At 61.3% G+C, this 25,572-nt stretch carries 21 protein-coding genes and 3 pseudogenes; 15 read left to right on the forward strand and 9 right to left on the reverse strand.

Features of this window, described 5'->3' with window-relative positions; genetic code table 11:
* Window positions 1-37: 37 nt before the first annotated feature.
* The 3 genes from AABM54_RS18760 (at window position 38) to AABM54_RS18770 (ending at window position 2,009) form a co-directional block, all read left to right on the forward strand.
* On the forward strand, window positions 38-1,024 hold the full coding sequence (locus AABM54_RS18760) for a 2-hydroxyacid dehydrogenase (RefSeq protein WP_347901498.1): 987 nt from the start codon (window positions 38-40) through the stop codon (window positions 1,022-1,024).
* Between the two features lie 146 nt (window positions 1,025-1,170).
* Complete coding sequence (locus AABM54_RS18765) at window positions 1,171-1,605, forward strand: hypothetical protein (RefSeq protein ID WP_347901499.1); 435 nt, start codon at window positions 1,171-1,173, stop codon at window positions 1,603-1,605.
* Window positions 1,605-2,009, forward strand: a complete 405-nt coding sequence (locus AABM54_RS18770) for an META domain-containing protein (RefSeq protein ID WP_347901500.1) — start codon at window positions 1,605-1,607, stop codon at window positions 2,007-2,009. The genes AABM54_RS18765 and AABM54_RS18770 overlap by 1 nt, the downstream gene beginning before the upstream one ends.
* Window positions 2,010-2,198: 189 nt before the next feature.
* On the opposite strand, the gene AABM54_RS18775 is transcribed toward AABM54_RS18770, so the two are convergent.
* Window positions 2,199-2,666, reverse strand: a complete 468-nt coding sequence (locus tag AABM54_RS18775; protein ID WP_347901501.1) for a TlpA disulfide reductase family protein — start codon at window positions 2,664-2,666, stop codon at window positions 2,199-2,201.
* Between the two features lie 114 nt (window positions 2,667-2,780).
* Here AABM54_RS18775 and arsC point away from each other — a divergent pair, with 114 nt between their 5' ends.
* From arsC to arnT, 6 genes are all read left to right on the forward strand, one after another.
* Window positions 2,781-3,134 carry an arsenate reductase (glutaredoxin) gene (arsC, locus tag AABM54_RS18780; RefSeq protein ID WP_347901502.1) on the forward strand — a complete coding sequence of 118 codons (354 nt, stop codon included), beginning with the start codon at window positions 2,781-2,783 and terminating at the stop codon, window positions 3,132-3,134.
* Window positions 3,131-3,736, forward strand: coding sequence for an NAD(P)H:quinone oxidoreductase (gene wrbA / locus AABM54_RS18785; protein ID WP_347901503.1), 606 nt, complete (start codon window positions 3,131-3,133; stop codon window positions 3,734-3,736). Before arsC ends, wrbA begins: the two co-directional genes overlap by 4 nt.
* Window positions 3,729-4,154, forward strand: coding sequence for a DUF2069 domain-containing protein (locus tag AABM54_RS18790; RefSeq protein WP_347901504.1), 426 nt, complete (start codon window positions 3,729-3,731; stop codon window positions 4,152-4,154). Before wrbA ends, AABM54_RS18790 begins: the two co-directional genes overlap by 8 nt.
* Window positions 4,155-4,233: 79 nt before the next feature.
* Window positions 4,234-4,905, forward strand: a complete 672-nt coding sequence (locus AABM54_RS18795) for a DNA-3-methyladenine glycosylase I (RefSeq protein ID WP_347901505.1) — start codon at window positions 4,234-4,236, stop codon at window positions 4,903-4,905.
* A gap of 422 nt (window positions 4,906-5,327) precedes the next feature.
* Entirely contained in the window at window positions 5,328-6,002 is a 675-nt protein-coding gene (locus AABM54_RS18800) for a histidine phosphatase family protein (protein ID WP_347901506.1), read from the forward strand.
* Window positions 6,003-6,381: 379 nt separating this feature from the next.
* Entirely contained in the window at window positions 6,382-8,034 is a 1,653-nt protein-coding gene (gene arnT / locus AABM54_RS18805) for a lipid IV(A) 4-amino-4-deoxy-L-arabinosyltransferase (protein ID WP_347901507.1), read from the forward strand.
* 49 nt (window positions 8,035-8,083) lie between these two features.
* On the opposite strand, the pseudogene ttcA reads toward arnT, so the two are convergent.
* Window positions 8,084-8,910 (reverse strand): annotated as a pseudogene (gene ttcA / locus AABM54_RS18810) (tRNA 2-thiocytidine(32) synthetase TtcA).
* A 437-nt stretch (window positions 8,911-9,347) separates the two neighbouring features.
* Between ttcA and AABM54_RS18815 the strand changes: the two are divergent.
* Window positions 9,348-9,950, forward strand: a complete 603-nt coding sequence (locus AABM54_RS18815) for a Yip1 family protein (RefSeq protein ID WP_347901508.1) — start codon at window positions 9,348-9,350, stop codon at window positions 9,948-9,950.
* Window positions 9,951-10,133: 183 nt separating this feature from the next.
* Window positions 10,134-10,628 carry a SprT family zinc-dependent metalloprotease gene (locus AABM54_RS18820; protein ID WP_347901509.1) on the forward strand — a complete coding sequence of 165 codons (495 nt, stop codon included), beginning with the start codon at window positions 10,134-10,136 and terminating at the stop codon, window positions 10,626-10,628.
* A gap of 102 nt (window positions 10,629-10,730) precedes the next feature.
* Here the strand turns inward: AABM54_RS18820 and AABM54_RS18825 are convergent, their stop codons facing one another.
* Window positions 10,731-11,912, reverse strand: coding sequence for a CaiB/BaiF CoA-transferase family protein (locus tag AABM54_RS18825; protein WP_347901510.1), 1,182 nt, complete (start codon window positions 11,910-11,912; stop codon window positions 10,731-10,733).
* 197 nt (window positions 11,913-12,109) lie between these two features.
* Window positions 12,110-13,444 (reverse strand): dicarboxylate/amino acid:cation symporter, encoded by a 1,335-nt coding sequence (locus AABM54_RS18830; protein WP_347901511.1) that lies wholly within the window; start codon window positions 13,442-13,444, stop codon window positions 12,110-12,112.
* 334 nt (window positions 13,445-13,778) lie between these two features.
* Between AABM54_RS18830 and AABM54_RS18835 the strand changes: the two genes are divergently transcribed.
* Entirely contained in the window at window positions 13,779-14,777 is a 999-nt protein-coding gene (locus AABM54_RS18835) for an AraC family transcriptional regulator (RefSeq protein WP_347901512.1), read from the forward strand.
* A 20-nt stretch (window positions 14,778-14,797) separates the two neighbouring features.
* Here AABM54_RS18835 and AABM54_RS18840 read toward each other — a convergent pair.
* The 3 genes and pseudogenes from AABM54_RS18840 to AABM54_RS18850 form a co-directional block, all read right to left on the reverse strand.
* A pseudogene (locus AABM54_RS18840) lies at window positions 14,798-16,145 on the reverse strand (ATP-binding protein).
* Window positions 16,142-16,819: a response regulator gene (locus AABM54_RS18845; protein WP_347901513.1), complete on the reverse strand. Its 678-nt coding sequence runs from the start codon at window positions 16,817-16,819 to the stop codon at window positions 16,142-16,144. The pseudogene AABM54_RS18840 and the gene AABM54_RS18845 overlap by 4 nt, the downstream one beginning before the upstream one ends.
* A 117-nt stretch (window positions 16,820-16,936) precedes the next feature.
* Entirely contained in the window at window positions 16,937-17,539 is a 603-nt protein-coding gene (locus tag AABM54_RS18850) for a hypothetical protein (RefSeq protein WP_347901514.1), read from the reverse strand.
* Between the two features lie 143 nt (window positions 17,540-17,682).
* Between AABM54_RS18850 and AABM54_RS18855 the strand changes: the two genes are divergently transcribed.
* Together AABM54_RS18855 and AABM54_RS18860 are read left to right on the forward strand one after the other, a co-directional pair.
* Window positions 17,683-18,474, forward strand: coding sequence for a dienelactone hydrolase family protein (locus tag AABM54_RS18855; protein WP_347901515.1), 792 nt, complete (start codon window positions 17,683-17,685; stop codon window positions 18,472-18,474).
* Between the two features lie 234 nt (window positions 18,475-18,708).
* Window positions 18,709-19,434 (forward strand): 4'-phosphopantetheinyl transferase superfamily protein, encoded by a 726-nt coding sequence (locus AABM54_RS18860; RefSeq protein ID WP_347901516.1) that lies wholly within the window; start codon window positions 18,709-18,711, stop codon window positions 19,432-19,434.
* Window positions 19,435-19,459: 25 nt separating this feature from the next.
* Here the strand turns inward: AABM54_RS18860 and AABM54_RS18865 are convergent.
* Window positions 19,460-21,071 (reverse strand): annotated as a pseudogene (locus tag AABM54_RS18865) (ATP-binding protein).
* Window positions 21,068-21,793: a response regulator gene (locus tag AABM54_RS18870; RefSeq protein WP_347901517.1), complete on the reverse strand. Its 726-nt coding sequence runs from the start codon at window positions 21,791-21,793 to the stop codon at window positions 21,068-21,070. The pseudogene AABM54_RS18865 and the gene AABM54_RS18870 overlap by 4 nt, the downstream one beginning before the upstream one ends.
* Window positions 21,794-22,525: 732 nt before the next feature.
* Here AABM54_RS18870 and AABM54_RS18875 point away from each other — a divergent pair.
* A complete protein-coding gene (locus AABM54_RS18875) occupies window positions 22,526-25,420 on the forward strand; it encodes a ribonucleoside-diphosphate reductase subunit alpha (RefSeq protein WP_347901518.1) in 2,895 nt (964 codons plus the stop codon).
* The last annotated feature ends 152 nt before the right edge of the window (window positions 25,421-25,572 follow it).

A 25,572-nucleotide genomic window follows, 5' to 3' on the forward strand; every position in this document is an offset into this window, starting at 1 on the left:
AGGGTTAAGCTCGGCGCTCACGAATATGGAGCCTGTCATGCGCACGATTCTCTTCAGCAGCCAGACCTACGACCGCGAAAGCTTCCTTGAAGCCGCGTTGCCGTCCGGCGTGCAGCTACAGTTTCAAGCCGCGCGGCTGAGCCTGGACACCGTGGCACTGGCCGAGCACCACGACGTGGTCTGTGCCTTCATCAATGACGACCTCAGCGCCCCGGTACTCGAACAGTTGGCGACGGGCGGCACGCGGCTGATTGCCCTGCGCTCGGCCGGTTACAACCATGTCGACCTCGCCGCCGCCAAACGCCTGGGGCTTTCCATCGTGCGGGTTCCGGCCTACTCGCCCCACGCCGTGGCCGAGCACGCGGTGGCGCTGATTCTGGCGTTGAACCGGCGCCTGCATCGCGCCTACAACCGCACCCGCGAAGGCGATTTCAGCCTGCACGGGCTGACCGGTTTCGACCTGGTGGGCAAGACCGTCGGCGTGGTCGGCACCGGCCAGATCGGTGCCACGTTTGCCAAAATCATGAATGGCTTCGGTTGCCGGTTGCTGGCCTACGACCCCTACCCCAACCCGCAGGTCGAAGCTCTCGGCGCACGTTATCTGCCCCTGCCGCAGTTACTGGCCGAATCGCAAATCATCAGCCTGCATTGCCCGCTCACGCCAGACAGCAAGCACCTGATCAACTGCGAGTCGCTGGCCCATTTGCAACCGGGCGCGATGCTGATCAACACCGGGCGCGGCGGCCTGGTGGACACGCCCGCGCTGATCGACGCGCTGAAAAACGGTCAACTGGGTTATCTGGGGCTGGACGTATATGAAGAGGAAGCCCAGTTGTTTTTCGAGGACCGCTCCGACCTGCCCTTGCAGGACGATGTGCTGGCGCGCCTGCTGACGTTCCCCAATGTGATCATCACCGCTCACCAGGCGTTCCTGACGCGCGAAGCACTGGCGGCGATTGCAACGACGACCTTGCAGAACATCGCGGCCTGGGCGGCGGGCAATCCACAGAACCGGGTCGACTGACCCCGCAGACCTCACGGCCCGCCTCGACAGCGGGCCCGAGCCGACTTTCAGACGCGCATGGGCGCCTGAACCTGATCGAAGGTCGCAACCGCGCGCCATCCCGAATTCTTTCGCGTGCTAGCATACCGGCCATATTTGGAGGACCCATGGTCGAACACGATTTCCGCTACACCCTGATGAACCCGCAGCACACACTGATCGAATGCCGCTCTCTGGCGCCGGGTCGTTTTCAAGTCACCGGCAACGGCGGCTCGATCCGTGCCAGTGACGTGCTGCTGGTCACGCTCAAGGGCAGCAAGGACTTGTCCATGCGCCTGACCGTTGAAAACGTTCGCCACCTGCTCAAGCCCATGGGCCAATGGGTGGCCATGGCGAGTGGCCCGGTGTTTGCCGAACTGGCGATTCACCAGTGGAAGGTCAATTGCGACAGCTGCGCCACCGAATTGAACTTCGAGTTCGCGGTCGACGCCAAACTTGGCGTCAAGGCACAAAAGCCTGCGGCGAGCGCACGTATCGCCGAGTTGGGCTGGACCAGCCAGGGTGAGAAACACCTGTGCCCTAAATGTCAGGAGCCTGCGTAATGAAACGCCTCGCGTTGGCCGTCATGATCGGCGCGGGCCTGTCAGGCTGCGCGGGTGACCCGGTAAAACTACAGCAAGAGCGCAGCTACGTGCTGGAGTGGATCGGCGAACGTCCGTTGATCGACAACAGCCACCTGACCATCACCCTCGGTGAGGACGGGCGCGCTTATGGCACGGGCGGCTGCAACCATTGGTTCGCGCCGTACACCCTTGAAGGTCAGCAACTGAGCTTCGGCAAGGTCGGCCGCACCCGAAAAATGTGCGCACCGGCCCTGATGGAGCAGGAAAAACGCTTCCTGCAAGCCCTGGAAACCGTGCAGCGCTGGGACATTTCACCGATCGAGCAACTGCGCTTCTGGCCAGCCGAAGGCAAGCCACTGCGCTGGTGGCTGGAAGAGGGTTGATCACCCCGTCTCAGCCAAGTGACACCTGTGGCGAGAGCGCTTGCTCCCGCTCGGCTGCGCAGCCGTCGTAAAACCATTCACCGCGGTACATCCGACTAACCGCGCTGCCTGGTTTTGGGGCCGCTGCGCAGCCCAGCGGGAGCAAGCTCCCTCGCCACAAAAGCCCACTTTAAGGCCGTCGATACACAATCAGTTCTTGGCCTGCAATGCTTTCAGCTTCGCCATCACGCCTGCCGCCGTCTGCTCCCCCAGCAACTGTTCACGCACCTTGCCCTTATTGTCGATGATGTACGTCACCGGCAAGGCTTCGCTGCGTGGCAATTCAAAATGATCGGCCGGGTCCTGGGCCAGCACCGTGAAGGTGATCCCGAGCTTTTCACTGGCAGCCTTCAGGTCTTCGCCCTGAACATTGTCGAAATTGACCCCGAACACACCGACCTTCTGGGCCTTGAGCTGCTCGGCCAGGGCATTCAGTTCAGGGATTTCGGTACGGCACGGCCCACACCATTCCGCCCAGTAGTTGAGCACCAGCCATTGATTGTCCAGGCGCTCGGACGCAACTTTCTGCCCCCGCTGATCCACGCCGAAGTCGTAACCGCAGCCGCTGAGCAGCAGGGGAAAGAGGAGTACCAATGCTGCTGCCAATCGCCTTGTCATGAGCTGATCCCTGTTAAAAAAGTGATTTCGCTGCGACCCATCGCCTCCCAAGGTTCAGGACTGCTCGCGGCGCAGGTAGAATAGCCGCCACCTTACGCAAGATGCGACCCGCACATGACCGATCTGACGCTTTATCACAACCCGCGCTGTTCGAAATCGCGCGGTGCGCTGGAACTGCTGGAAGCCCGAGGCCTGACGCCCACTGTGGTCCGCTACCTGGAAACCCCGCTGAATGCCGCGCAGTTGCAAAGCCTGCTGGGCAAGCTGGGAATCGGCGCACGCCAACTGCTGCGCACCGGCGAAGACGAATACAAGGCGCTGAACCTGGCCGACAGCACCCTCAGCGAGGCGCAATTGATCGCTGCCATCGCCGCGCACCCCAAACTCATGGAACGGCCGATTCTTGAAGCGGGCGACAAAGCCGTGATCGGCCGTCCGCCGGAGAACGTGCTGGAGATTCTGCCGTGAGCGCGCCGTACATTCTGGTGCTGTATTACAGCCGCAGCGGCTCGACCAATGAAATGGCCCGGCAAATTGCTCGCGGCATCGAACAGGGCGGGATGGAAGCACGCCTGCGCACCGTGCCGGCGATCTCAGCCGACTGCGAAGCCGTCGCACCGAGCATTCCCGAGGAAGGCGCCTTGTACGCCAGCCTCGACGACCTGAAAAACTGCTCGGGCCTGGCCCTTGGCAGCCCGACCCGCTTTGGCAACATGGCGGCGCCGCTCAAATACTTCCTCGACGGCACCAGCAACCTGTGGCTGACCGGCGCCCTGGTTGGCAAACCGGCCGGCGTGTTCACCTCCACGGCAAGCCTGCACGGCGGCCAGGAAACCACCCTGCTGTCGATGATGCTGCCGTTGTTGCACCACGGCATGCTGATCACCGGCCTGCCTTACAGCGAATCGGCCCTGCTGGAAACCCGTGGCGGCGGTACGCCTTACGGCGCCAGCCACCATGCCGGTGCCGACGGCAAAAGCGGCTTGAATGAACACGAAGTCGCACTGTGCCGGGCGTTGGGCCTGCGCCTGGCGAAAACCGCCCTGCAACTGGAGAGCAACCGTGGCTAAAAAGCCGAAGATTTTGCCCTCCCTCGAGTGGCTGGAACCACGCGTGCGCATCAGCCGGGTGCTCAGCCTGATGTGTTTTATTGGCCTGATCGGCCTGCTGTGCGCCTACTACCTGGTGATCGCCGACCTGCACGGCGCCCGCCCCTGGGTAATCCTGCTGATCGAACTGGTGCCCTTGCTGCTGTTGGCGCCCGGTATGCTCAGCGGCAGTGCGCGCGGGCATTCGTGGATGTGTTTCGTGGTGAACCTGTACTTCATCAAGGGCGCCATTGCCGTGTTCGATCCGAACCGCCAACTGTTCGGGCTGCTGGAAATGCTCGCGAGCCTGGCCGTGTTCTGCTCGGCCCTGCTGTATGTTCGCTGGCGCTTTCAGCTCAATCGCAAACTCGCCGGTGAAGGCGAGGCAAGCGTCGCCTGATCGAACACCCTGCCCCTGAGGGCCGCCCCCTCAGTGTTGCAAGACTCACATGACTGTCGTCACCGAACCCGGAGCGGGCATGCACGATTACAAATGGCTGAACGAATACTGCCTTAACCGCTTCGGTTCAGCGGCAGCCCTGGAGGCGCACTTGCCGGTCCCCGCGTCCGAGCAGCAACTGCGCGCGCTCGGCGCCGACCGCTACCTGTCGATGCTGGCCTTGCGAGTGTTTCGCGCCGGGCTGAAACACAGCCTGGTGGACGCAAAATGGCCCGCATTCGAGCAGGTCTTTTTTGGTTTCGACCCGCAGAAGGTCGTGCTGATGGGCGCCGAACACCTGGAACGGCTGATGCAGGACACGCGCATTATCCGGCACCTGGGCAAACTCAAAAGCGTGCCGCGCAACGCGCAGTTGATACTCGACATTGCCCATGAGCACGGCAGTTTCGGCAACTTCATCGCGAACTGGCCGGTGACCGATATCGTTGGCCTCTGGCAATACCTGGCCAAACACGGCAGCCAGCTCGGCGGCCTCTCAGCCCCGCGTTTTTTGCGAATGATCGGCAAAGACACGTTCATTCCCACCACGGATGTGGTGGCGGCGCTGAATGCGCAGAACATCATCGACAAGGTTCCCAACAGCCAGCGGGACCGGGCAACCGTGCAAGCCGTCTTCAATCAATTGCATCAGGAAAGTGGCCGCCCGTTGTGTCAGCTGTCGGCCATGCTGGCGTTTACCGTCAACCATTAAAACGCTGGCAAAACCCTGCTGCGGGATGAACTTGCCGCGGCAGGCCTTACACTTTCAGACTGTGTGTAGTGTCCGCCTGCCACACGCTAACACCCGGACACACAATTTCCGCAACACTTCAGCCTCCCTCTCGATACTTCCTGGTTATCGACTATCGTTAGTTTCCAGCCTCCAAGAACAAGTAACTCTTCTGCCATACCGTGAGGGCCACGGGTGCGCCACGCGCAGGGACTACTGCCCGTTCAACGTTTATCTGGCTGACAAGGATCGTTCATGCCCACTCGAATTTTTCACATTGGTTTCACCAATCCCCCACCACGATTGCCCTAGATTTGCTGCGTTCCAGTTCGATGTGACACCGCCGCAATCCGCGCCCTTGCGCATTGAGCGATTCGCTTGAAAAACGCACACAGGTAATCAATGTGGCCAACGCTGTCCTGCCGGGTGTATCGCCAAGTAACGGTAAAACCCGCCGACTCAAGAAAATCCTGCTGGGAAGTGTGGCGGTGCTGATCGCGGCACTGGTCACAGGCTTTGCCGTGTGGCCCAGAAGCCCCTTGAACCTGGGGGAAAGCGACCACCTGCTCAGCGCAGGCGTTTACCAACACTGGAAAGCCGGCGACCTCATCGTGCTGGTCAGGCATGCCGAGCGCTGCGACCGCTCCAGCAACCCGTGCCTGGGACCGGCGGATGGCATCACCCGCCATGGCAATGAGGTGGCTACTCAACTGGGCAAGGCGTTCCAGACCATCGGCATGGAAAACGCCGATGTCGTCAGCAGCCCGACCACCCGCACGCAACAAACCTCCACAGCGATGTTTGCCCATGCCGGCAGCGCGCAGGACTGGGCAGCCAAATGCGACAAAACGCTGGGGGACGCCGCCCTGAAGCACAAGGCCCGGCAGCGCAACCTGGTGCTGATTACCCACAGCGGCTGCATCAGCGACGTCGAAAGTGCATTGGGGTTCGAGCATGCGCAATTCAGCGAGTACACCAGTTCGCTCTTTGTGACGGTCGGGAATGACGGCCAGTTGAAAATACTCGGTTTACTTAATGCCGAAGATTGGCCGCAGGCCTTGAAGAAGACATTAAATTAGTTGTTACGATTTTAAAGCCCAGGAAATAGAGGCCTCTTTCGCCACGAGTGCCTCGCTCTACGGTATTGCCGTTTGACTTTGAGTCAATCTGGACTAGCACTCAACTCCACTCATTTAAACCGACAATGAGAATTGCACTTATCTGAACACTGAAACTGGACTTTTTTTGTTTAAGCGCTTGAATCTCTCTGGTTATCCAACCTGTTTCGCCCGTGCCTGAAACACACCGTTGTTTGAGTACCCGGCCGCAAAACCACTTCTATGATCAGCCCCTGACTCCAAGGAATGTCATGCACCAGACACTGCTCCCCTCACTCATGGCGCCCCTGCCAGGCTATGCATTGAACGATCACGAGGGTCAGCCGCAGGGACAGCAACGATGATCAGACGCTGGGCATTGCCGCTGCTGCTGTTGGCCTTTGGCCTGTTCTATCTCCTGCCGCTGGGCACTCACGGCTTGTGGATCCCCGACGAAACCCGTTACGCGCAAATCAGTCAGGAAATGCTCCTGAGCGGTGACTGGGTGTCGCCGCATTTCATGGGCATTCGTTACTTCGAAAAACCGGCTGCCGGCTATTGGCTGATTGCCGTGGGCCAGGCAGTCTTCGGTGAAAACCTGTTCGGTGTGCGTATTGCCTCAGCGCTGACGACCGGGCTGAGTGTGCTGCTGACCTACCTGATTGCCGGGCGTCTATGGACCGATCCGCGCAAGCGCTTTGCCGCCGCCTGGCTCTACATGAGCTTCGGCCTGATCGCTGGACAAGCCGGGTACGCCAATCTCGATCCGCAGTTCACTCTTTGGGTCAACTTGAGCCTGGTGGCCCTGTGGTTTGCACTTTCCAGCACCACCACCCGTGCCCGAACGGGTGCCTGGGCGATGCTGGGCGTTGCCTGCGGCATCGGTTTCATGACCAAGGGCTTTCTGGCCTGGTTGCTGCCCGTACTGATCGCCCTCCCCTACATGCTCTGGCAGCGACGCCTGGGTGAATTACTGCGCTACGGCCCGCTGGCCGTTCTGGTGGCGGCCCTCGTGTGCTTGCCCTGGGTGCTGAAGATTCACACCCAGGAGCCGGACTTCTGGCGGTTTTTCTTCTGGCACGAACACATTCGCCGGTTCGCCGCAGACGATGCCCAGCACACCCGGCCATGGTGGTTCTACCTGCCGCTGCTGATAGCGTCGAGCCTGCCATGGGCCGCGCTGTTGCCGTCGGCGCTGATCCAGGGCTGGAAGGAAAAACTCAATCCGGCCATTGGTTTCCTGTTGCTCTGGATGCTCTTGCCGCTGGCCTTTTTCAGCCTGAGCCGAGGCAAACTGCCGACCTACATCATGCCGTGCCTGCTGCCGCTGGCGCTGCTGATGGGCCACGTGCTGATCGAGCACATCACTCAAGCCAGGGGCCGGGTGCTGCGGATCAACGGTGTACTCAATCTGGTCGTGGGGATCGGCGCCCTGATCGCGCTGATCTACCTGCAAATAGCCCGACCGGTCTACGGCCATGAAGAAATGCTCAGCCTGTCGCTGACCTTCATTGTGCTGATGGGCTGGATCATCGCCAACGTGCTGCAAGCCTTCCGGCCACTGACGTTCTGGGCCGCCCCGGCCCTGGGCATCTGGCTGCTGGTCGCGCTGCTGCCGCCCGGTATGCCCAACAGCATTGTCTACAGCCAGATGCCCGACCAGTTCGTCAACGAACACCTGGCCGAGCTGCAACCCACCACGGCACTGTTGAGTAACGACCTGAGCGCTGCCTCTGCCCTGACCTGGCGCCTGCGACGAACGGACGTCGTGCTGTACAACACGTCGGGCGAGTTGAAATATGGTCTGGACTACGCTGACGCCAGCCAGCGCCAGGTGGACATGAACAACGTCCAGCAGTGGATGACCGAAGCCCGTAAGCACGGCCCGGTGGGCGTGGTGATGCGGGTCAAGAACGTGGTCGAGGAACAGGAAGTCGAGTTGTTGCCGGTCGATGGCAAGCGTTACCAGAAAGGCGAGATCGTGATTCTGGTTTTCCCCCAGCGCCAGCCATGAACTGAATCAGCCGCCCCCCTGGCGCCACGGCACCAGGGGGCGGAATGAATCAGAGATTGACCACGTTGACGAAGCGCGAGGCAGCGGTTTCGTCGATGCGCAGGTTGGTGAAGTCGAACAGGTTGCGGTCCGCCAGTTGGGACGGAATCACGTTCTGCAAACCACGGAAGATGCTTTCGGTACGGCCCGGCGTCTTGCGCTCCCACTCCTGAAGCATTTCCTTGACCACCTGGCGTTGCAGGTTTTCCTGGGAGCCGCAGAGGTTGCACGGGATGATCGGGAACTGCTTGAAGTCCGAGTAGGGCCCTGGATGTCTTTCTCGTTGCAGTAGGCCAGCGGCCGGATCACCACGTTGCGCCCGTCATCGGCACGCAGCTTGGGTGGCATGGCCTTGAGCGAGCCGTTGTAGAACATGTTGAGGAAGAACGTCTCGACGATGTCATCGCGGTGGTGACCGAGGGCCATTTTCGTCGCACCGATTTCGTCGGCGAAGGTGTAGAGCGTGCCACGGCGCAGGCGCGAACACAGCGAGCACGTGGTTTTGCCCTCCGGAATCAGCTCCTTGACCACCGAATAGGTGTCCTTTTCGACGATGTGGTATTCCACGCCCAGTGTTTTGAGGTAGGCCGGCAACACATCCTCGGGGAAACCCGGCTGCTTCTGGTCCATGTTCACCGCCACGATCTCGAACTTGATCGGTGCCACCTTTTGCAGGTGCATCAGCACATCGAGCAGGGTGTAGCTGTCCTTGCCTCCGGACAGGCAGACCATGACCTTGTCGCCCTCCTCGATCATATTGAAATCGGCGACGGCCTCACCGGCCTGCCGGCGAAGACGTTTCTGCAGTTTGTTCTGGTTGACCGAAAGCGTGCCCATGATGCTCAAATCCGCGAGGAGTGACGAAAGGACGGCATTTTACGCAAAAACTTTGTATCGGCGAAGATGCCAGGGAAGTGCACTTTGTCCGAGCGAAGCATACCCCTGTGACAAGGGAGCTTGCTCCCGCTGGTGCGCGAAGCGGCCCCAAAACCATCCACCGCGTTGTATCAGGCAAATTGAGGCGGCAGGTTTTGCGACTGCTGCGCAGCCGAGCGGGAGCAAGCTCCCTCGCCACAGGGGGTTTGCGCAAGACTCAGCAGCGATTAACCCCCGGGTTTACAGCGCAATTTGCTCTAAAGCAGCCGCTCCCGCGCCCACAACTCCTCCCTATACTGCGACATAAGGTCGCACACATTTCAGACCTTTCTTACAGGGCCGCAGGCCCGTAAGCGCTCCGCTGGGGGGCGATAGCAATCACGAAGGAGTGACTGACTATGATCCATCACGTCGTGGGGCTTTTCACCCACCCTGATCAAGAATGGAAAGAAATCCGTGGCGACCAAGAGGAAAGCATCAGCCACATGTACCTCACGCACACGCTGATTCTTGCGGCGATCCCCGCCGTGTCGGCGTTCATCGGCACCACGCAGGTCGGCTGGGTCATCGGCAGCCGGGCGCCGGTCATGCTGACCCAGGAAAGCGCCCTGTGGATGACCATCATGTCTTACCTGGCGATGCTCGGTGGCGTCGCGGTGATGGGCGCGTTCATTCACTGGATGGCGCGCACCTATGACGCGAGCCCGAGCCTGGCGCGTTGCGTCGCGTTTGCCACCTACACCGCGACACCGCTGTTCATCGGCGGGCTGGCGGCACTCTATCCGCACTTGTGGCTGGGAATGGTCGTCGGCACGGCCGCCGTCTGCTACACGGTGTACCTGCTCTACGTGGGGTTGCCGACCTTCATGAACATTCCATCGGACGAAGGTTTTCTGTTCTCAAGCTCGGTGCTGGCCGTAGGGTTGGTGGTGCTGGTCGCCATCATGGCGTTCACCGTGATTGTCTGGGGCCTGGGCGTCGGCCCGGTCTATACCAACTAGCCAAACGCTGCTAACGCGGGCAGTCGAGCGAGCAAAGGATGCCGCCAACACACCACACCAGGATCTGCCAATACAGGCCGCCGCGAGGCGGCCTTTTAATTGCCCCGCGACCATTCAGCGCCTGGACGATTCGGAATGCGCGGCGTTTGCGGCATACTCGGTGACTCTGGAGACCCGTCAAGCATGCCCGAGCTACTCAATACCCGCGTCGAACAGTGCTTCCAACAAGCCGAATCCTTTTTCAAACGCTCTTTCAAACGCCCGGTCGTCAGCCTCAAGTTGCGTGGCCAGAAAGCCGGCGTGGCGCATCTGCACGAAAACCTGCTGCGCTTCAATCCGCAGCTGTACCGGGAAAACAGCGACGACTTCCTCAAGCAGACCGTTGCCCACGAAGTGGCGCACCTGATCGCTCATCAGTTGTTTGGCGACCGGATTCAACCCCACGGCGAGGAATGGCAGTTGATCATGCGCGGCGTCTACGAATTGCCGCCCCACCGCTGTCACACCTACGCGATTCAACGTCGCAGCGCCACCCGCTACATTTACAAGTGCCCGTGCGTCGACAGCGATTTCCCGTTTTCCGCCCAGCGCCATAGCCTGGTGCGCCAGGGACGACGGTACTTGTGCCGGCGCTGCCGCAACACCCTCGTGTTCAGTGGGGAAATGCGAGTCGAGTAGTGAGATTTCCGGTGTTTGGGCCGGCCTCTTCGCGAGCAAGCCCGCTCCCACATTGGATCTGCGTCGGGAGCGGGTTGGCTCGCGATAGCGGCCGATCAGACACTAGAGAATGACCTTGGCACCGCGCAACGCCTCGATCCGCTGCTCGCTGTACCCCAACTCACTCAGCACCTGATCGGTATGCGCCCCCAGCGCCGCACCGATATGTTTCGGCTCGGGCAGCCCATCCGAGAACTTCAACGCACACGCCATCTGAGCCTGGGTCGAGCCATCGCCACGGGGCACCTCAGTCACCACTTCCCGCGCCCTGAGCTGCGGGTGTTCAACCGCCTCTGCCAGGCTCAGCACTGGCTCGACACAGGCATCGATCCCGGCGAACCGCTCACGCAGTTCGGTAAAATCATGCTTCTCGAATTCGATCTGCAACGCCAGCTTCAAGGCCTTTTGCTGCTCGGGCCTGGGCGACAACCCGTGCGCAGCCAACTCGGGCTGGCCCAATACGGCGCACAGTTGCTGCATGAAATCCGGCTCCAGACTGCCCACCGACAACCAGCGACCATCGCGCGTGCGGTAGTAGTCGTAGAAGCTGCCGCCATTGAGCATCTGGTCTTCGCGTCCAGGCTCCACACCGCAGGCCAGATAGCCCGCGCCGGCCATGGCATTCAGGCTGAACGCGCAGTCGGTCATGCTCACATCCAGGTGCTGCCCAACGCCGCTGTGCTGGCGAGCAATCACCGCTGCCAGCAAGCCGATCACCCCGTGCAGCGAGCCGCCGGCGATGTCCGCGGCCTGAATCCCCAAGGGCAGCGGCCCGCTGTCCTGGCGCCCGGTGTAACTGGCCACGCCCGCCAGCGCGAGGTAGTTGATGTCGTGCCCGGCGCGGTCCTTGTACGGGCCGGTCTGGCCGTAACCGGTGATCGACACGTAAATCAACCGCGGGTTGATCGCCTTCAACGCCTCGTAGCCCAGCCCCAGACGCTCCATCACCCCCGGCCGGAATTGCTCCAGCAGAATGTCGTGGTCGCGCAGCAACTGCTTGACCACCTCCAGCGCCGCCGGTTGCTTGAGGTCCAGCGCCAGGCTGCGTTTGTTGCGATTGAGGTAAGCATGGCTCGCGGAGACGCCCCGATCATGGGGCGGCAACACCCGCAACAGGTCCAGGCGCGTCGGCGATTCGATGCGCAATACCTCGGCGCCCATGTCCGCCAGCAACAGCGAGGCGAATGGCCCCGGGAGCAGCGTCGAGAAATCCAGAACCTTGAGTGATGCCAGTGGACCGAGCATGAGCGTTCTCCGTAAGCGACGCCTCAAGCCTAGGTAGCCGATGGCCGGACAGCAATCACCTTAACCATCAGCCGGGGTGACTTTTGCGCTCAAGCCCCGCTCACTCGCGGCAGGAACGCCTCCCGGCCGGCTCCTGCGAGGGGAGGTATGCAGGCAATAAAAAACCCGCCGAAGCGGGTTTTTCATGGTTCAGTGAATTACTTCACCGACGTCGGGGTTGGGCCTTCAGCCACGCCCAGATCGTCTTCTTCGCGGGTGTCGGAGATACCGCGACCACCGGAAGCCAGTTCGACCTTCAGCTTGTCTTCGTCCAGTTCCTTGACCCACTTGGCCACGACCAGTGTTGCCACTGCGTTACCGACCAGGTTGGTCAGGGCGCGGGCTTCGGACATGAAACGGTCGATACCCAGGATCAGCGCCAGACCGGCAACCGGCAGGTGGCCAACGGCGGACAGAGTCGCGGCCAACACGATGAAACCGCTACCCGTCACGCCCGCAGCACCTTTGGAGGACAGCAACAGCACCAACAGCAACGTGATCTGGTGGGTGATGTCCATGTGGGTGTCAGTCGCCTGGGCGATGAACACGGCGGCCATGGTCAGGTAGATCGAGGTGCCGTCGAGGTTGAACGAGTAACCGGTCGGGATCACCAGACCCACTACCGACTTCTTCGCGCCCAGGCGCTCCATTTTGATCAGCATGCGCGGCAGGGCGGATTCCGACGAGGAAGTACCCAGTACGATCAGCAGCTCTTCACGGATGTAGCGGATCAGTTTCAGCACGCTGAAACCGTGAGCGCGGCAGATGGCGCCCAGCACCACCACCACGAACAGCACGCAGGTGATGTAGAAGCAGATCATCAACTGACCCAGTTGCACCAGCGAGCCAACACCGTAGGCGCCAATGGTGAAGGCCATGGCACCCAGCGCACCGATCGGCGCGAGCTTCATGATCATGTTGATGATGTTGAACATCACGTGGGCAAAGCGATCGATGAAGTCCAGCACCGGCTTGCCGTAGGCACCCAGGCGATGCAGGGCGAAACCGAAGATCACCGAGAACATCAGCACTTGCAGGATGTCGCCCGTGGCGAACGCACCGACGATGGTCGACGGGATCACGTTGAGGATAAAGCCGACGATGCTCTGGTCAGCGCCAGCGGTCACGTAGGCGGCGACTTTCGAGGCGTCCAGGGTGGCGACGTCGATGTGCATGCCGGCACCCGGTTGCACGACGTTGACCACGACCAGGCCGATCAGCAGGGCAATGGTGGACACGACTTCGAAGTACAGCAGCGCGTAGCCACCGGTCTTGCCCACCGACTTCATGTTCTGCATGCCCGCGATACCGCTGACGACGGTGCAGAAAATGATCGGGGCGATGACCATTTTGATCAGTTTGATGAACCCGTCGCCCAGCGGCTTGAGCGCCACGCCGGTCTGCGGGTAGAAGTGACCGAGCAGAATGCCGATGGCGATGGCTACGATCACCTGGAAATACAGGGATTTGTACAGTGGCTGACGAGTCGTCATTGCAAAGTTCCTCAAGAGTCCCGCGTGGCAACATCCGGCTGTTGCCCACGACACTTGAATTGCGAACCCTCCTGCACTGGAGGAATTTGTTTTGTCGAGCTGCGCGCTGGCAGATCTCCAGCCCTTATCGCAAACCCCGTGCCAGCTCACCAAAAACACCCACAAGCCCTTTGCCAGCAGGGGTGACAGCCCAGTCGCCGTGACTCACCCACTCGCACAAAGTGGCGGATTCCCGCCCACCTCCCGGATCTCGTCCTACAATTTGGCGGATATCCGCCTTGTCCATGCGTGGGGTCGTGGCTAAGATCCGCCACTCACTGGACGGACCCGACCCATGCGTGAACGTACCATCGCCAGCCATTTCGCCCGCGCCGCCCTCGAGGGGGCGCGTCGGCAGGGTTACGACTATTCGCCGCTGTTGCAGGCGCTGGGCATCAGCGCCGAACTGCTTGACGAACCGCGCGCACGCCTCGCCCCCGAGCAGTTCACCCGCCTGCTGCAAGGCCTATGGCAGGGGCTGGATGACGAATACCTGGGGTTCGGCCAGGGCCCGAGTAAACCCGGCACCTTTGCCATGATGTGCCATGCCCTGATTCACTGCCCGACGCTGTCGAAAGCACTCCATCGCGGCTTATTATTTTATAGCCTATTCCCCGACGGCCCGCGCCTGACCCTGAGCCGCGAAGGCGAAATGGTGCGCCTGAGCCTGGACGACTCGCCCCTGCGGGACCCTGAACACTTCCTCACCGAGTGCCTGCTGGTGATCTGGCACCGGCTCGGCAGTTGGCTGATCGGCCAGCGAATTCGTCTGGAAGAAGCCACCTTCAGTTACCCGAAACCGGCGCATGCGGCCGAGTACGACCTGTTGTTTCCCTGCCCGCAGCAGTTCTCGGCCTCCCGCAGCAGCCTGCTGTTTCACAGCCGCTACCTGGCCATGCCGCTGTTGCAGGACGAACGCACCCTCAAGCATTTTCTCGAACGCTCGCCGGCCGACCTGCTGTCGCGCCCGGACGACGGGGACAGCCTCAGCAGCCAGTTGCGCCGCTTGCTCAGCCGCGACAGTTCGCGCTGGCCAGACCTGGAAACAGTGGCCGCGCACCTGCACATCAGCCCGCAGACGTTGCGCCGGCACTTGCGTGAGGAGGGCTCGAGTTTTCAGGAATTGAAAGACCAGTTGCGCCGCGATATCGCGATTTATCACCTGGGCCGCGCCGACCTGTCGTTGCAACAGATCGCCGAACAGCTGGGGTTCTCCGAACCCTCGGCGTTTCACCGGGCGTTCAAGAAGTGGACCGGGTTGACCCCCGGCGCTTACCGCGCCCAGGAGGATTGAGTTTCAGTGCCGAGCTTCGCTCACGCCACCGGAAAATGAATCCGGAACGCCGCCCCGCCCAGCACCGAGTCGTTCAAGGTCAACTGCGCGCCGTAGCTTTCGATGATGTCCTTGACCACCGCCAGACCAATGCCCTGCCCCGGATGCTGGCGGTCCAGGCGCTCGCCGCGCTTGAGGATCCGCGCCCGCTGATCCGGCGGCACACCCGGCCCGTCGTCCTCGACGCATAACTCGATGTCACCCATCACCTCGCGCACACTGATCCGCACCTGGCTCAAGCACAGGCGATAGCTGTTTTCCAACAGGTTGCCGAGCATTTCCAGCAGCGCCCCCTGCTCGATCGGCACGTAGCAATGCTCCGGCAAGTCGAACGAAACGCGCACCGCTTTATCGCGATAGACCTTGTCCAGCGTGTCGCACAGGCTTTGCAGCACCGGACGCAAGCGCACCTGATGGCGCACCAGACCGCTTTTACGCAAGCTGGCACGCTGCAACTGGTAGCTGATTTGCTGGCTCATGCGCTCGATCTGACTTTGCAACACCCAGGCCTGATCCCGATCCTGCGGGCGTCGGGCCATGTCTTCACTGACCCCTTGCAGCACCGCCAACGGGGTTTTCAGGCTATGGGCCAAGTCATCCAGCGAGTCGCGGTAACGGCTGCGCTGCTCCCGCTCGCTGCGCAGCAAACGGTTCAACGAGCCGGTCAGGCGCAGCAGTTCGCGGGGGTGTTCTTCACTGAGGCTTTCACGGGCACCACTTTCGATCTGGTCCAGTTCCTGGCTCAAGCGGCGCAGCGCCTGCAAGCCCCAGGTCAGGCCGATCCACAGCAGCGAGAGCAACACCAGCAACGCGGCGCCGAACCCCAGATACAGATTCTCCCGCAGGCCTTCCAGGGTCTGCTGGTACTCACGCACCGGTTGCAGCGCCACGATACTGAACGCCGCACTCTTGCCGCCCAGCAGCTTGACCTCCACGTCATAGACGAAGAATTCCTGCCCGTTGGCCGCACGGATGCGGGCGAACTCATTGCCGCGTCCGTCGTAGCGTGGCGTGTAGTTGATGTCCTCGTCCCGGGTCGCCCGTGAACGCCAGACCAGATGCCCTTCGCGGTCATAGATGTAGCCCAGCAGCCGACTGTCGGTGAGGTTGAAGCGCTCATCCGGCAACTGTGTCGGCATCTGCAACCGGTTGTTTTCGACCCGCGCCGCGGAGATCAGCGTGGTCACGTCCGAGGGCCAGGCGCTGCTCGATCGAATCTTGCAGCGCCAGGCTGAACGCGCCCTGCATGGCTGGCAACAACGCCAGCATGAACAGCACCGCCAGGGTGGTGGCAGCGAGCATCAACCGCACACGCAGAGAACGAATCACCGGCAGCGCTCGTTGAACAAGTAGCCCAGGCCACGCACGGTTTCAATCGGCTTGAAACCGGCCGGCCCTTCGAGCTTGCGCCGCAGGCGGCCGACCAGCACCTCGATCACATTCGGATCGCGCTCGTCGTCATCGGGGTAGAGCTGCTCCATCAGGCGATCCTTGGCCACCACTTGCTGGTGATGCCGCATCAGGTACTCGAGGATTCGGTACTCGTACGCGGTCAGCGCCAGAGGCTGCTCGTCGAGAGACGCCTGCTTGCGGTTGAGGTCCAGCAGCAACGGCCCGGCAATGATGGTCGACTGGGTAAAACCGCTGGAGCGGCGCAGCAACGCATTGAGGCGCGCATCGAGCTCTTCGAACTGAAACGGTTTGACCACGTAGTCGTCGGCACCGGCGGCCAGGCCTTCGACCTTGTCCTGCCAGTTGCCGCGCGCGGTCAGGATCAGGATCGGAAAGCTCTTGCCCTGGGTGCGCAACGCGCGGATCAGTTCCAGCCCGCCCATGCCCGGCAGACCGAGATCGATCACCGCCAGGTCATGGTTGAACTGCCCGACCTGATACAACGCCTCCTCGGCATTGGCCACGGCTTCGACCACATGGCCGCTGTCAGTGAGACGGGTTTGCAGGTGATGGCGCAGCAGCGCTTCATCTTCGACGACCAGCAGTTTCATAACGCTCTCCCAGGCAAGGCAACGCCTCCACGGGCACCGTCAGTGCCCTGATGACTAACACGACGACGCCGGATCGCCCCAAGGCTGATCCGGCGCGGGCCGACTCTGAACGCGCGCTTAAAAAGCGTAGTTGGCCGACACGTAAGTTTGAGCACTGCTGGTCAGGTCCAGTGAGCCCTGCTTGCCGACGCCACGCTGACTCATTTCAGTGCTGGCATTGCTGCGCAGGTAACGGTAACCCAGTTCAACCGAGGTGTTCTGCGAAACTTGCTGCAACACGCCGGCCTGTACGCCGAGCGCATACCCGATGTCGCTGTCGCGGCTGTAGCCCGGCGAGTCCTGGGTCAGCTTGGTCAGGCCGGCCGTGCCGCCGCCGAACAGCTTGGTGCTGCTGGTCACGGGCAGGAACAGATCATAACTGCCCAGCAGGTTTTCCTGGCGCAACTTGATGCCATTGTGGCTGCCGGACACATTGTCATACGTGGCGTAGTAGCGCGCCTCATCGTTTTGCCGCCCGAGGCGCAGGCCCCAGGTATTGTCCTTGCCAATCACACCGTCGGCGTTCGGATGATCGAGGTTGCTGTTGAGCGAATTGGATTTTTTCACCTTGTCGCTGGTCTGGCCGAACGTCAGGCTGGCGAAGTTGCTGTCGGCCGCCTGGGCCGCAGCGCTGGCACCGAGAACGGTCACGGCCAGCATCAGTTTTTTGAATGCAGTCATAGGGGTCTTCCTCATGCTTTGTGCGCTTTGGGGTATGGGAAGAGCTTACCGACCAACCCCTGAACTCCCCCTGAACACTCTCTGAACCTGACCTGAATCAAATCGTCTAGGATCAGCGGACGTCTTTTAATGGAGAACTGACCATGCGTGTATTCCTTGCCTTGGCATTACTGACCCTGAGCGGCCTGACTCAGGCCGCGATCAAGACCCAGGAAATCCCCTACCAAAGCCCCGACGGGACACAGCTGATCGGCTACTACGCCTACGACGACAGCCTCAAGGGCGCCCGCCCCGGCGTGGTAGTGGTGCATGAATGGTGGGGGCTGAACGACTACGCCAAGCGCCGCGCCCGCGACCTCGCCGCACTGGGCTACAGCGCACTGGCCATCGACATGTATGGCGACGGCAAGAACACTGAACACCCGGCTGACGCCATGGCGTTCATGCAGGCAGCCCTGAAGGACAGCGCGGCTGCCAATGCACGTTTCACCGCCGGGCTCGATCTGCTGAAAAAACAACCCCAGACCGACCCGAACAAACTGGCCGCCATCGGCTACTGCTTCGGCGGCAAGATCGTCCTCGACGCGGCGCGCCAGGGTGTGCCACTGGCGGGCGTGGTGAGTTTCCACGGCGCGCTGGTGACCAACGCCCCGGCGACAGCGGGCAGCGTCAAGGCCAGGGTGCTGGTGGAACACGGCGCCCAGGACAGCATGGTCACCCCTGATCAGGTCGCGGCGTTCAAGGCCGAGATGGACAAGGCCGGGGCCGACTATCGCTTCGTCAGCCTGGAAGGCGCCAAGCACGGCTTCAGCAACCCCGACGCCGACCGTTTGAGCCACGGCGAACACGGCGGGCCGGACATCGGCTACAACAAGGCCGCCGACGACAGCTCATGGGCGGACATGCAGGCGTTCTTCAAGAAGATCTTTGGTTGACACCAGAAACCTGGGTTGGTCAGTCACCTTTGTGGCGAGGGAGCTTGCTCCCGCTGGGCTGCGTAGCAGCCCCAATACCTGCCCACGCGGTTCGTCAGATGCACCGCGACTGCAGGATTTACGACTGCTTCGCAGCCGAGCGGGAGCAAGCTCCCTCGCCACAGGTTCTCTTTCAACCTGGGTTCTTGTTGTGAGCACTACCCAGCATCAACCCAACCCGGCAAAATGCCCCGCATGAATCCACTGCCCACACTCCCCACCTGCTGCACCCCGCTCGACGCCCATTGGCCGCTGCCATTTGCGCTGCCCGGCACGGTGTTGCTCAGCACCCGTTTCAACCCGTCACACCTGGCAATCGACGACTTCCAGCGCAGCGCGGTCGAACGGCCGGCGAGTATCCAGCGCTCGGTGGCCAAGCGTCAGGCCGAGTTTCTCGCCGGTCGCGTCTGCGCCCGCGCAGCCTTGCAACAATTGGAACAGCTGAATTACATCCCGGCCATTGGCGAGGATCGTGCGCCGGTGTGGCCGGCACATATCTGCGGTTCGATCACCCACAGCACCGGCCATGCCGCAGCCATTGTGGCGCGCAAGGACCACTGGCGCGGCCTGGGCATGGACCTGGAAAACCTGCTGAGCGCCGAGCGCGCCGAACGCCTGGCCGGGGAAATCCTCACCGCCGCCGAACTCCAGCGCATGGCCGCGGGTGCCCCAGAGCAAATCGCACTGTGGGTGACCCTGACCTTTTCGGTGAAAGAAAGCCTGTTCAAAGCGCTCTACCCCATCGTCCAACAGCGTTTTTACTTCGAACACGCCGAAGTGCTGGAATGGAACGAAAGCGGCCATGTGCGCCTTCGCCTGCTGACCGATCTGTCCAGCGAATGGCGCCACGGCAGTGAGCTGGACGCGCAATTTTCGGTGCACGACGGGCAGTTGCTGAGCCTGGTCAGCATCAAGGCCTGAAGACTTTCAGCACCTGACAACCCTCTCAATCCTTCTCTTGATTGCGCGGCCAGCTCAGGCTGAAACAGGCCCCGCCCAGGGTCTTGCTCTTGCCGATCAACGCCCGGCCGCCATGCCAGTGAATGATCCGCCGCACAATCGACAGCCCCAGCCCATGCCCACCCGAGGCGCGGGTTCGGCTGTCATCGAGGCGCAGGAACGGCGTGAAGATCTTCTCCCAGGGCCTGTTCCGGCACACCGGGGCCATCGTCTTCGACGTCCACGCGACAGCGCTGCTGACCCACCTGATAACTGACGCACACCTGCGACTGCGCGTGGCGCATGGCGTTACCCACCAGATTTTGCAGCGCCCGGTGCAGATAACGCGGCTCGGCCTCGACCCACGCGTCATCGCAATCGGCAGCCGACAGGCACAACCCGCGTTGCACCGTGACGTCGGCGCGTAACGGCGCCAACTCGCCGATCACCTGATCGAGCAAGGCGTCCAGGTCGACCCGTTGAAAATTCAGCGCCGGTGAGCCCTGCTCCAGTCGCGCGTAAGTGAGCATTTCATCCACCAGCCCGTCGAGGTCCTGGATGTCGTGATCCATGCCCGCCAGGTATTTCTCCCGCGCCTGGGGCGTACTCGCTGTGCCGATCATCTCCAGGCCAAAGCGCAAGCGCGCCACCGGCGTGCGCAGCTCGTGGGACACCGCCCGCACCAGTTCGCGCTGAATCGCCAGCAACTGCTGCAAGTGCTCGGCCATGCCGTTGAACGCCGCCGCCAGCCGCCCGATGGAATCGGCGCCGCGTGCCGGCACGCGGGTTTCCAGGCTACCCTTGGCGATGCGCGTGGCCGCCGCTTCAAGCCCGCGCAAGCGGCGCTCCAGTTGGCGCACCAGCAGATAAACGATCAAGCCGATCAGGCTCAAACCCAACGCGGCAATCGACACCAGCCACTCGGGCGGATAGGGATTCATCTGATACAGCGGGCCGATTTCCAGCACCCAGGGTGTGCCAACCATGCCGGCGAGCACCCGAATCGAATCACCGCCCTTGCCCAGCGCCATGACGGTGTCGCCCTCGGCCACCCGACGGCTCTGGTCTTCGTCCATGTCGGCCTGTTCGAGGGTGACCAGCGTCATGTCGAAGCCGAACCCCTTCGCCTGCTTGAGCGCCGCCAACCGTTGCGGCTGCTCGGCCACCGGGTAGCGCACCAGTTCATCGGCCAGCAGGTAGATGGTTGCTCGCGCCAGTTGCTCGCTGATTTGCTGCACCTCGCCGGTCAGCACCAATTGCTCTTTGTCGCTGACCAAGCGGTAAACCTTTGCCGCGTGTGGGCCGGTCTGTTCGACCAGCGCCTGGCCGCGCTGTACGCGGTTGCGCTGGCCGAGGTCCAGGCCGGTCTGGCTGAACGTCTGCAACGCCAGCGGAATACCCAGCAGCCGCTCCCACACCGCCAATGCCCGGCGACGCTCGATGTCGCTCATCGGTTGCAGGTTGTCGGCCATCAACGAAAACGTGCCATGGGCCAGCCGCTCGCGGTATTGCTCGCTGCGCACCTGGTTGAGCACCTGCAAGGCCAGCACCCCAAGCACCGCCACCAGAATCAGCGCCGCGCACATGCCGCCATAAATGCGCAGGAAGATCGAGTTCACAGTGCCTGATCTACACAGGCCTCGGGGACGAACAAATAGCCTTTGCTGCGAATGGTCTTGATCAGCCGCGGGTGAATCGGGTCATCGCCAATCTTCGGCCGGATGCGCGAAATGCGCACATCAATCGAGCGATCCTGGCCGTCGTAACCGATGCCCCGCAGTGCGGTGAAGATCTCTTCGCGCGACAAGATTCGCCCGGCATTGGCCACCAGCAGCCACAGCAGGTCGAACTCGGCGCTGGTCAGCTCGATACCGTTGTCCTGCAGCCAGGCTTCGCGCAGGGCGTTGTCCACCACCAAGGGGCCGAACTGCAAACGCCGCAGCTTTTCCGGCGCCACCGGCTCAGGGCTCTCGCTGCGGCGCAGCAACGCCTGGATCCGCGCCAGCAGCAAGCGCGGGCGCACCGGTTTGCAGACGTAATCGTCGGCGCCCAGGTCCAGGCCAAGGATCTGGTCGCTGTCGTCAGTACGGGCGGTGAGCATCAGGATCGGTCCGTCGTAGCGGTCGCGCACCTTGCGGCAAATGCTCAGGCCGTCTTCGCCGGGAAGCATCAAGTCGAGGATCACCAGGTCCGGCTGCTCGGCAATAATCCGCGCCGCCGCCAGCGCACCATTGCCCTCGATGGTCACGCTCAGGCCGTTGCTCTCCAGGTATTCGCGGGTCAACTCAGCCAGACGCTGGTCATCCTCGACGATCAATACCTGCCAGGCTTCTTGCTCCACGGGTGACCTCTGCTTGCCAATATTTCTATTAAGGAAGGGTCCACCCGTTTTTTGTCATGATCGGGGCGGATAAGACAGCGTAAAGGAAGCCGATTGTAGCAACGGCCCCCCTTGCGAACACAAGCCAGTAAATGCGCTCGGTAACCGGCCATTTTTGTGATAGGGTTCGCGCCCGCAAAAATCCGCTTCCGGCTAAATTCGAGAGCAAAAAACTGTGACAAGCGGTCCGATCCAGCAGGGTCGTGGCCTACACGATGTTTGCGAGTTTCATACACAAATTACGCACAGCTTTATCCACAGGTAGCACGTTGCAATCGCCCCCTAAAACGCATTATCTTGTAGCCCGGCGACAAAAAAACCCTACATGTAGGGTTTTACGCCAAGAACCAAACACAAATCAGACAAGAAATTCAAGCGCTTTTCTTGCTCCTGTTCGGTTGAACCAAACTCTTTTTTAGAAGACCAAACCGCGTGCGCGGATGGCTGCTGTTTTCCTTCACCAGGAAGTGAAAACGGTACGGGTGTTGCAGTCGAAAACTGTCACCCACCAGAAATTCGGTTTCAGGCTCACGGCCTGAAACCAAAGACTTCGGCAGGGAAGCGGCGCAAGCGCCCCTTCCTGAAACTGTCCCGAGGTCGTTATGCCCGGCGCTTGCTGGCTGTAGTGCTTCAGGACGGAACGGTGGGCACCGTGATGGTGCCCAATCAAACATAGAGAACGTGGAGACACCCATGCAAACCGACACAACTCGCGAGAACCCGCAGGGCACCGCGCAGCAAGCTGCTGATTCGAATTCGGATCTGTCGGCTACCGCGCCTGGCCAATTGCGTGTGATCAAGCGTAACGGCACTGTCGTTCCTTACACCGATGACAAAATCACCGTCGCCATCACCAAAGCGTTTCTCGCAGTTGAAGGCGGCACCGCTGCCGCTTCGTCGCGAATCCACGACACCGTTGCCCGCCTGACCGAACAAGTCACCGCGACCTTCAAGCGTCGCATGCCATCGGGCGGCACCATCCACATCGAAGAAATCCAGGACCAGGTCGAACTGGCCCTGATGCGTGCCGGCGAGCAGAAAGTGGCTCGCGACTACGTGATCTACCGTGACGGTCGCTCCAAGGAACGCGCCACCCGCGCCCCTGCCGAGGAAGCGGTAAACGCTCACCCGTCGATCCGCATCGCTCGTGCCGACGGCAGCCTGGCGCCGCTGGACATGGGCCGCCTGAACACCATCGTGACCGAGGCCTGCGAAGGCCTGGCAGAAGTCGATGGCGACCTGATTCAGCGCGAAACCCTGAAAAACCTCTACGACGGCGTGGCACTGAAAGACGTCAACACCGCCCTGGTCATGACCGCCCGTACGCTGGTCGAGCGCGAGCCGAACTACTCGTTCGTGACTGCCCGCCTGTTGATGGACACGCTGCGCGCCGAAGGCCTGAGCTTCCTGGAAGTCGCTGAAAGCGCGACCCACCACGAAATGGCCGACCTGTACGCCAAGGCCTTGCCTTCGTACATCGCCAAGGGTATCCAGTTCGAATTGCTGAACCCGGTACTGGCTGATTTCGACCTTGAGAAACTCGGCAAGGCGATCAACCACGAGCGCGACCAACAGTTCACCTACCTGGGCCTGCAAACCCTGTACGACCGTTACTTTATCCACAAGGATGGCGTGCGCTTCGAACTGCCGCAGATCTTCTTCATGCGCGTGGCCATGGGTCTTGCGATCGAGGAGAAGAACAAGGAAGACCGTGCGATCGAGTTCTACAACCTGTTGTCGTCCTTCGACTACATGTCCTCGACCCCTACCCTGTTCAACGCCGGTACCCTGCGTCCACAGCTTTCCAGCTGCTACCTGACCACCGTCCCGGATGACCTGTCGGGTATCTACCACGCGATCCACGACAACGCCATGCTGTCGAAATTCGCCGGTGGCCTGGGCAACGACTGGACGCCGGTTCGTGCACTGGGTTCGTACATCAAGGGCACCAACGGCAAATCCCAGGGCGTTGTTCCGTTCCTGAAAGTCGTGAACGACACCGCCGTTGCCGTTAACCAGGGTGGCAAGCGCAAAGGCGCTGTATGTGCCTACCTGGAAACCTGGCACATGGACATCGAAGAGTTCATCGAGCTGCGCAAGAACACCGGTGATGACCGTCGTCGTACCCACGACATGAACACCGCCAACTGGATCCCTGACCTGTTCATGAAGCGCGTCTTCGATGACGGCAAGTGGACCCTGTTCTCGCCATCCGAAGTACCGGACCTGCACGACCTGACCGGCAAGGCCTTCGAAGAGCGTTACGAGTACTACGAAGCCCTGACCGAGTACCCGGGCAAGGTCAAGCTGTTCAAGACCATCCAGGCCAAAGACCTGTGGCGCAAAATGCTGTCCATGTTGTTTGAAACCGGCCACCCATGGCTGACCTTCAAAGACCCGTGCAACCTGCGCAGCCCGCAGCAGCACGTGGGCGTGGTTCACAGCTCGAACCTGTGCACCGAGATCACCTTGAACACCAACAAGGACGAGATCGCCGTTTGCAACCTGGGCTCGATCAACCTGCCGAACCACATCGTCAACGGCAAGCTGGACACCGTGAAGCTTGCACGCACCGTCAACACCGCCGTGCGCATGCTCGATAACGTGATCGACATCAACTACTACTCGGTGCCGCAAGCGAAGAACTCCAACTTCAAGCACCGTCCGGTCGGCCTGGGCATCATGGGCTTCCAGGACGCGCTGTACCTGCAGCACATTCCTTACGGTTCCGACGCTGCCGTCGAGTTCGCCGACAAGTCGATGGAAGCGGTCAGCTACTACGCGATCCAGGCGTCCTGCGACCTGGCTGACGAGCGTGGCGCTTACGAGACGTTCCAGGGTTCGCTGTGGTCCAAAGGCATCCTGCCGCTGGATTCGCAACAGATCCTGATCGAGCAACGTGGCCAGCAGTACATCGACGTTGACCTGAACGAAACCCTGGACTGGGCACCGGTTCGTGCTCGCGTACAGAAAGGTATTCGTAACTCCAACATCATGGCCATCGCACCAACCGCGACCATCGCCAACATTACTGGCGTATCGCAGTCGATCGAACCGACCTATCAGAACCTCTACGTGAAATCGAACCTGTCGGGCGAATTCACCGTGATCAACCCGTACCTGGTTCGCGACCTCAAGGCTCGCGGCCTGTGGGACTCGGTCATGATCAACGATCTGAAGTACTACGACGGTTCCGTGCAGCAGATCGAACGCATCCCGCAAGAACTCAAAGAGCTCTACGCGACCGCATTCGAAGTGGACACCAAGTGGATCGTTGACGCGGCCAGCCGTCGTCAGAAGTGGATCGACCAGGCTCAGTCGCTGAACCTGTACATCGCCGGCGCATCGGGCAAGAAGCTCGACGTAACCTACCGCATGGCTTGGTACCGTGGCCTGAAAACCACTTACTACCTCCGCGCTCTGGCCGCGACCAGCACCGAGAAGTCGACCATCAACACCGGCAAGCTGAACGCTGTTTCCAGCGGCGGCAACCACGGTGACGACTCGGTCCTGGCTGCTCCAGCCGGTCCTGCGCCAGTGCCGAAGGCCTGCGCCATCGACGAGCCGGATTGCGAAGCTTGCCAATAAGCTGAGCTGGCAGGCGCCGCAAGGCGCTTGCTCGAAAACCCCCGACCGGTCCTCTGGATTGTCGGGGGTTTTCTTTTGTCTGGAGGAATAGCGGTGGCCGTTCAGGCCTCATCGCGAGCAAGCTCGCTCCCACAGGTGACCGAGATCGGTCA

Origin of the sequence: Pseudomonas purpurea, assembly GCF_039908635.1 — a bacterium.
GTDB lineage: Bacteria > Pseudomonadota > Gammaproteobacteria > Pseudomonadales > Pseudomonadaceae > Aquipseudomonas > Aquipseudomonas purpurea.

What these genes read in the sequence shown, in the direction of transcription:
- AABM54_RS18830 (WP_347901511.1), bottom strand. Translation starts at nt 13,444, where the DNA reads ATGACGACTCGTCAGCCACTGTACAAATCCCTGTATTTCCAGGTGATC.
- AABM54_RS18815 (WP_347901508.1), top strand. Translation starts at nt 9,348, where the DNA reads ATGATCCATCACGTCGTGGGGCTTTTCACCCACCCTGATCAAGAATGG.
- AABM54_RS18775 (WP_347901501.1), bottom strand. Translation starts at nt 2,666, where the DNA reads ATGACAAGGCGATTGGCAGCAGCATTGGTACTCCTCTTTCCCCTGCTG.
- AABM54_RS18845 (WP_347901513.1), bottom strand. Translation starts at nt 16,819, where the DNA reads ATGAAACTGCTGGTCGTCGAAGATGAAGCGCTGCTGCGCCATCACCTG.
- AABM54_RS18765 (WP_347901499.1), top strand. Translation starts at nt 1,171, where the DNA reads ATGGTCGAACACGATTTCCGCTACACCCTGATGAACCCGCAGCACACA.
- AABM54_RS18770 (WP_347901500.1), top strand. Translation starts at nt 1,605, where the DNA reads ATGAAACGCCTCGCGTTGGCCGTCATGATCGGCGCGGGCCTGTCAGGC.
- AABM54_RS18760 (WP_347901498.1), top strand. Translation starts at nt 38, where the DNA reads ATGCGCACGATTCTCTTCAGCAGCCAGACCTACGACCGCGAAAGCTTC.
- arnT (WP_347901507.1), top strand. Translation starts at nt 6,382, where the DNA reads ATGATCAGACGCTGGGCATTGCCGCTGCTGCTGTTGGCCTTTGGCCTG.
- AABM54_RS18850 (WP_347901514.1), bottom strand. Translation starts at nt 17,539, where the DNA reads ATGACTGCATTCAAAAAACTGATGCTGGCCGTGACCGTTCTCGGTGCC.
- AABM54_RS18855 (WP_347901515.1), top strand. Translation starts at nt 17,683, where the DNA reads ATGCGTGTATTCCTTGCCTTGGCATTACTGACCCTGAGCGGCCTGACT.
- AABM54_RS18795 (WP_347901505.1), top strand. Translation starts at nt 4,234, where the DNA reads ATGCACGATTACAAATGGCTGAACGAATACTGCCTTAACCGCTTCGGT.
- AABM54_RS18860 (WP_347901516.1), top strand. Translation starts at nt 18,709, where the DNA reads ATGAATCCACTGCCCACACTCCCCACCTGCTGCACCCCGCTCGACGCC.
- AABM54_RS18825 (WP_347901510.1), bottom strand. Translation starts at nt 11,912, where the DNA reads ATGCTCGGTCCACTGGCATCACTCAAGGTTCTGGATTTCTCGACGCTG.
- AABM54_RS18875 (WP_347901518.1), top strand. Translation starts at nt 22,526, where the DNA reads ATGCAAACCGACACAACTCGCGAGAACCCGCAGGGCACCGCGCAGCAA.
- arsC (WP_347901502.1), top strand. Translation starts at nt 2,781, where the DNA reads ATGACCGATCTGACGCTTTATCACAACCCGCGCTGTTCGAAATCGCGC.
- AABM54_RS18820 (WP_347901509.1), top strand. Translation starts at nt 10,134, where the DNA reads ATGCCCGAGCTACTCAATACCCGCGTCGAACAGTGCTTCCAACAAGCC.
- AABM54_RS18835 (WP_347901512.1), top strand. Translation starts at nt 13,779, where the DNA reads ATGCGTGAACGTACCATCGCCAGCCATTTCGCCCGCGCCGCCCTCGAG.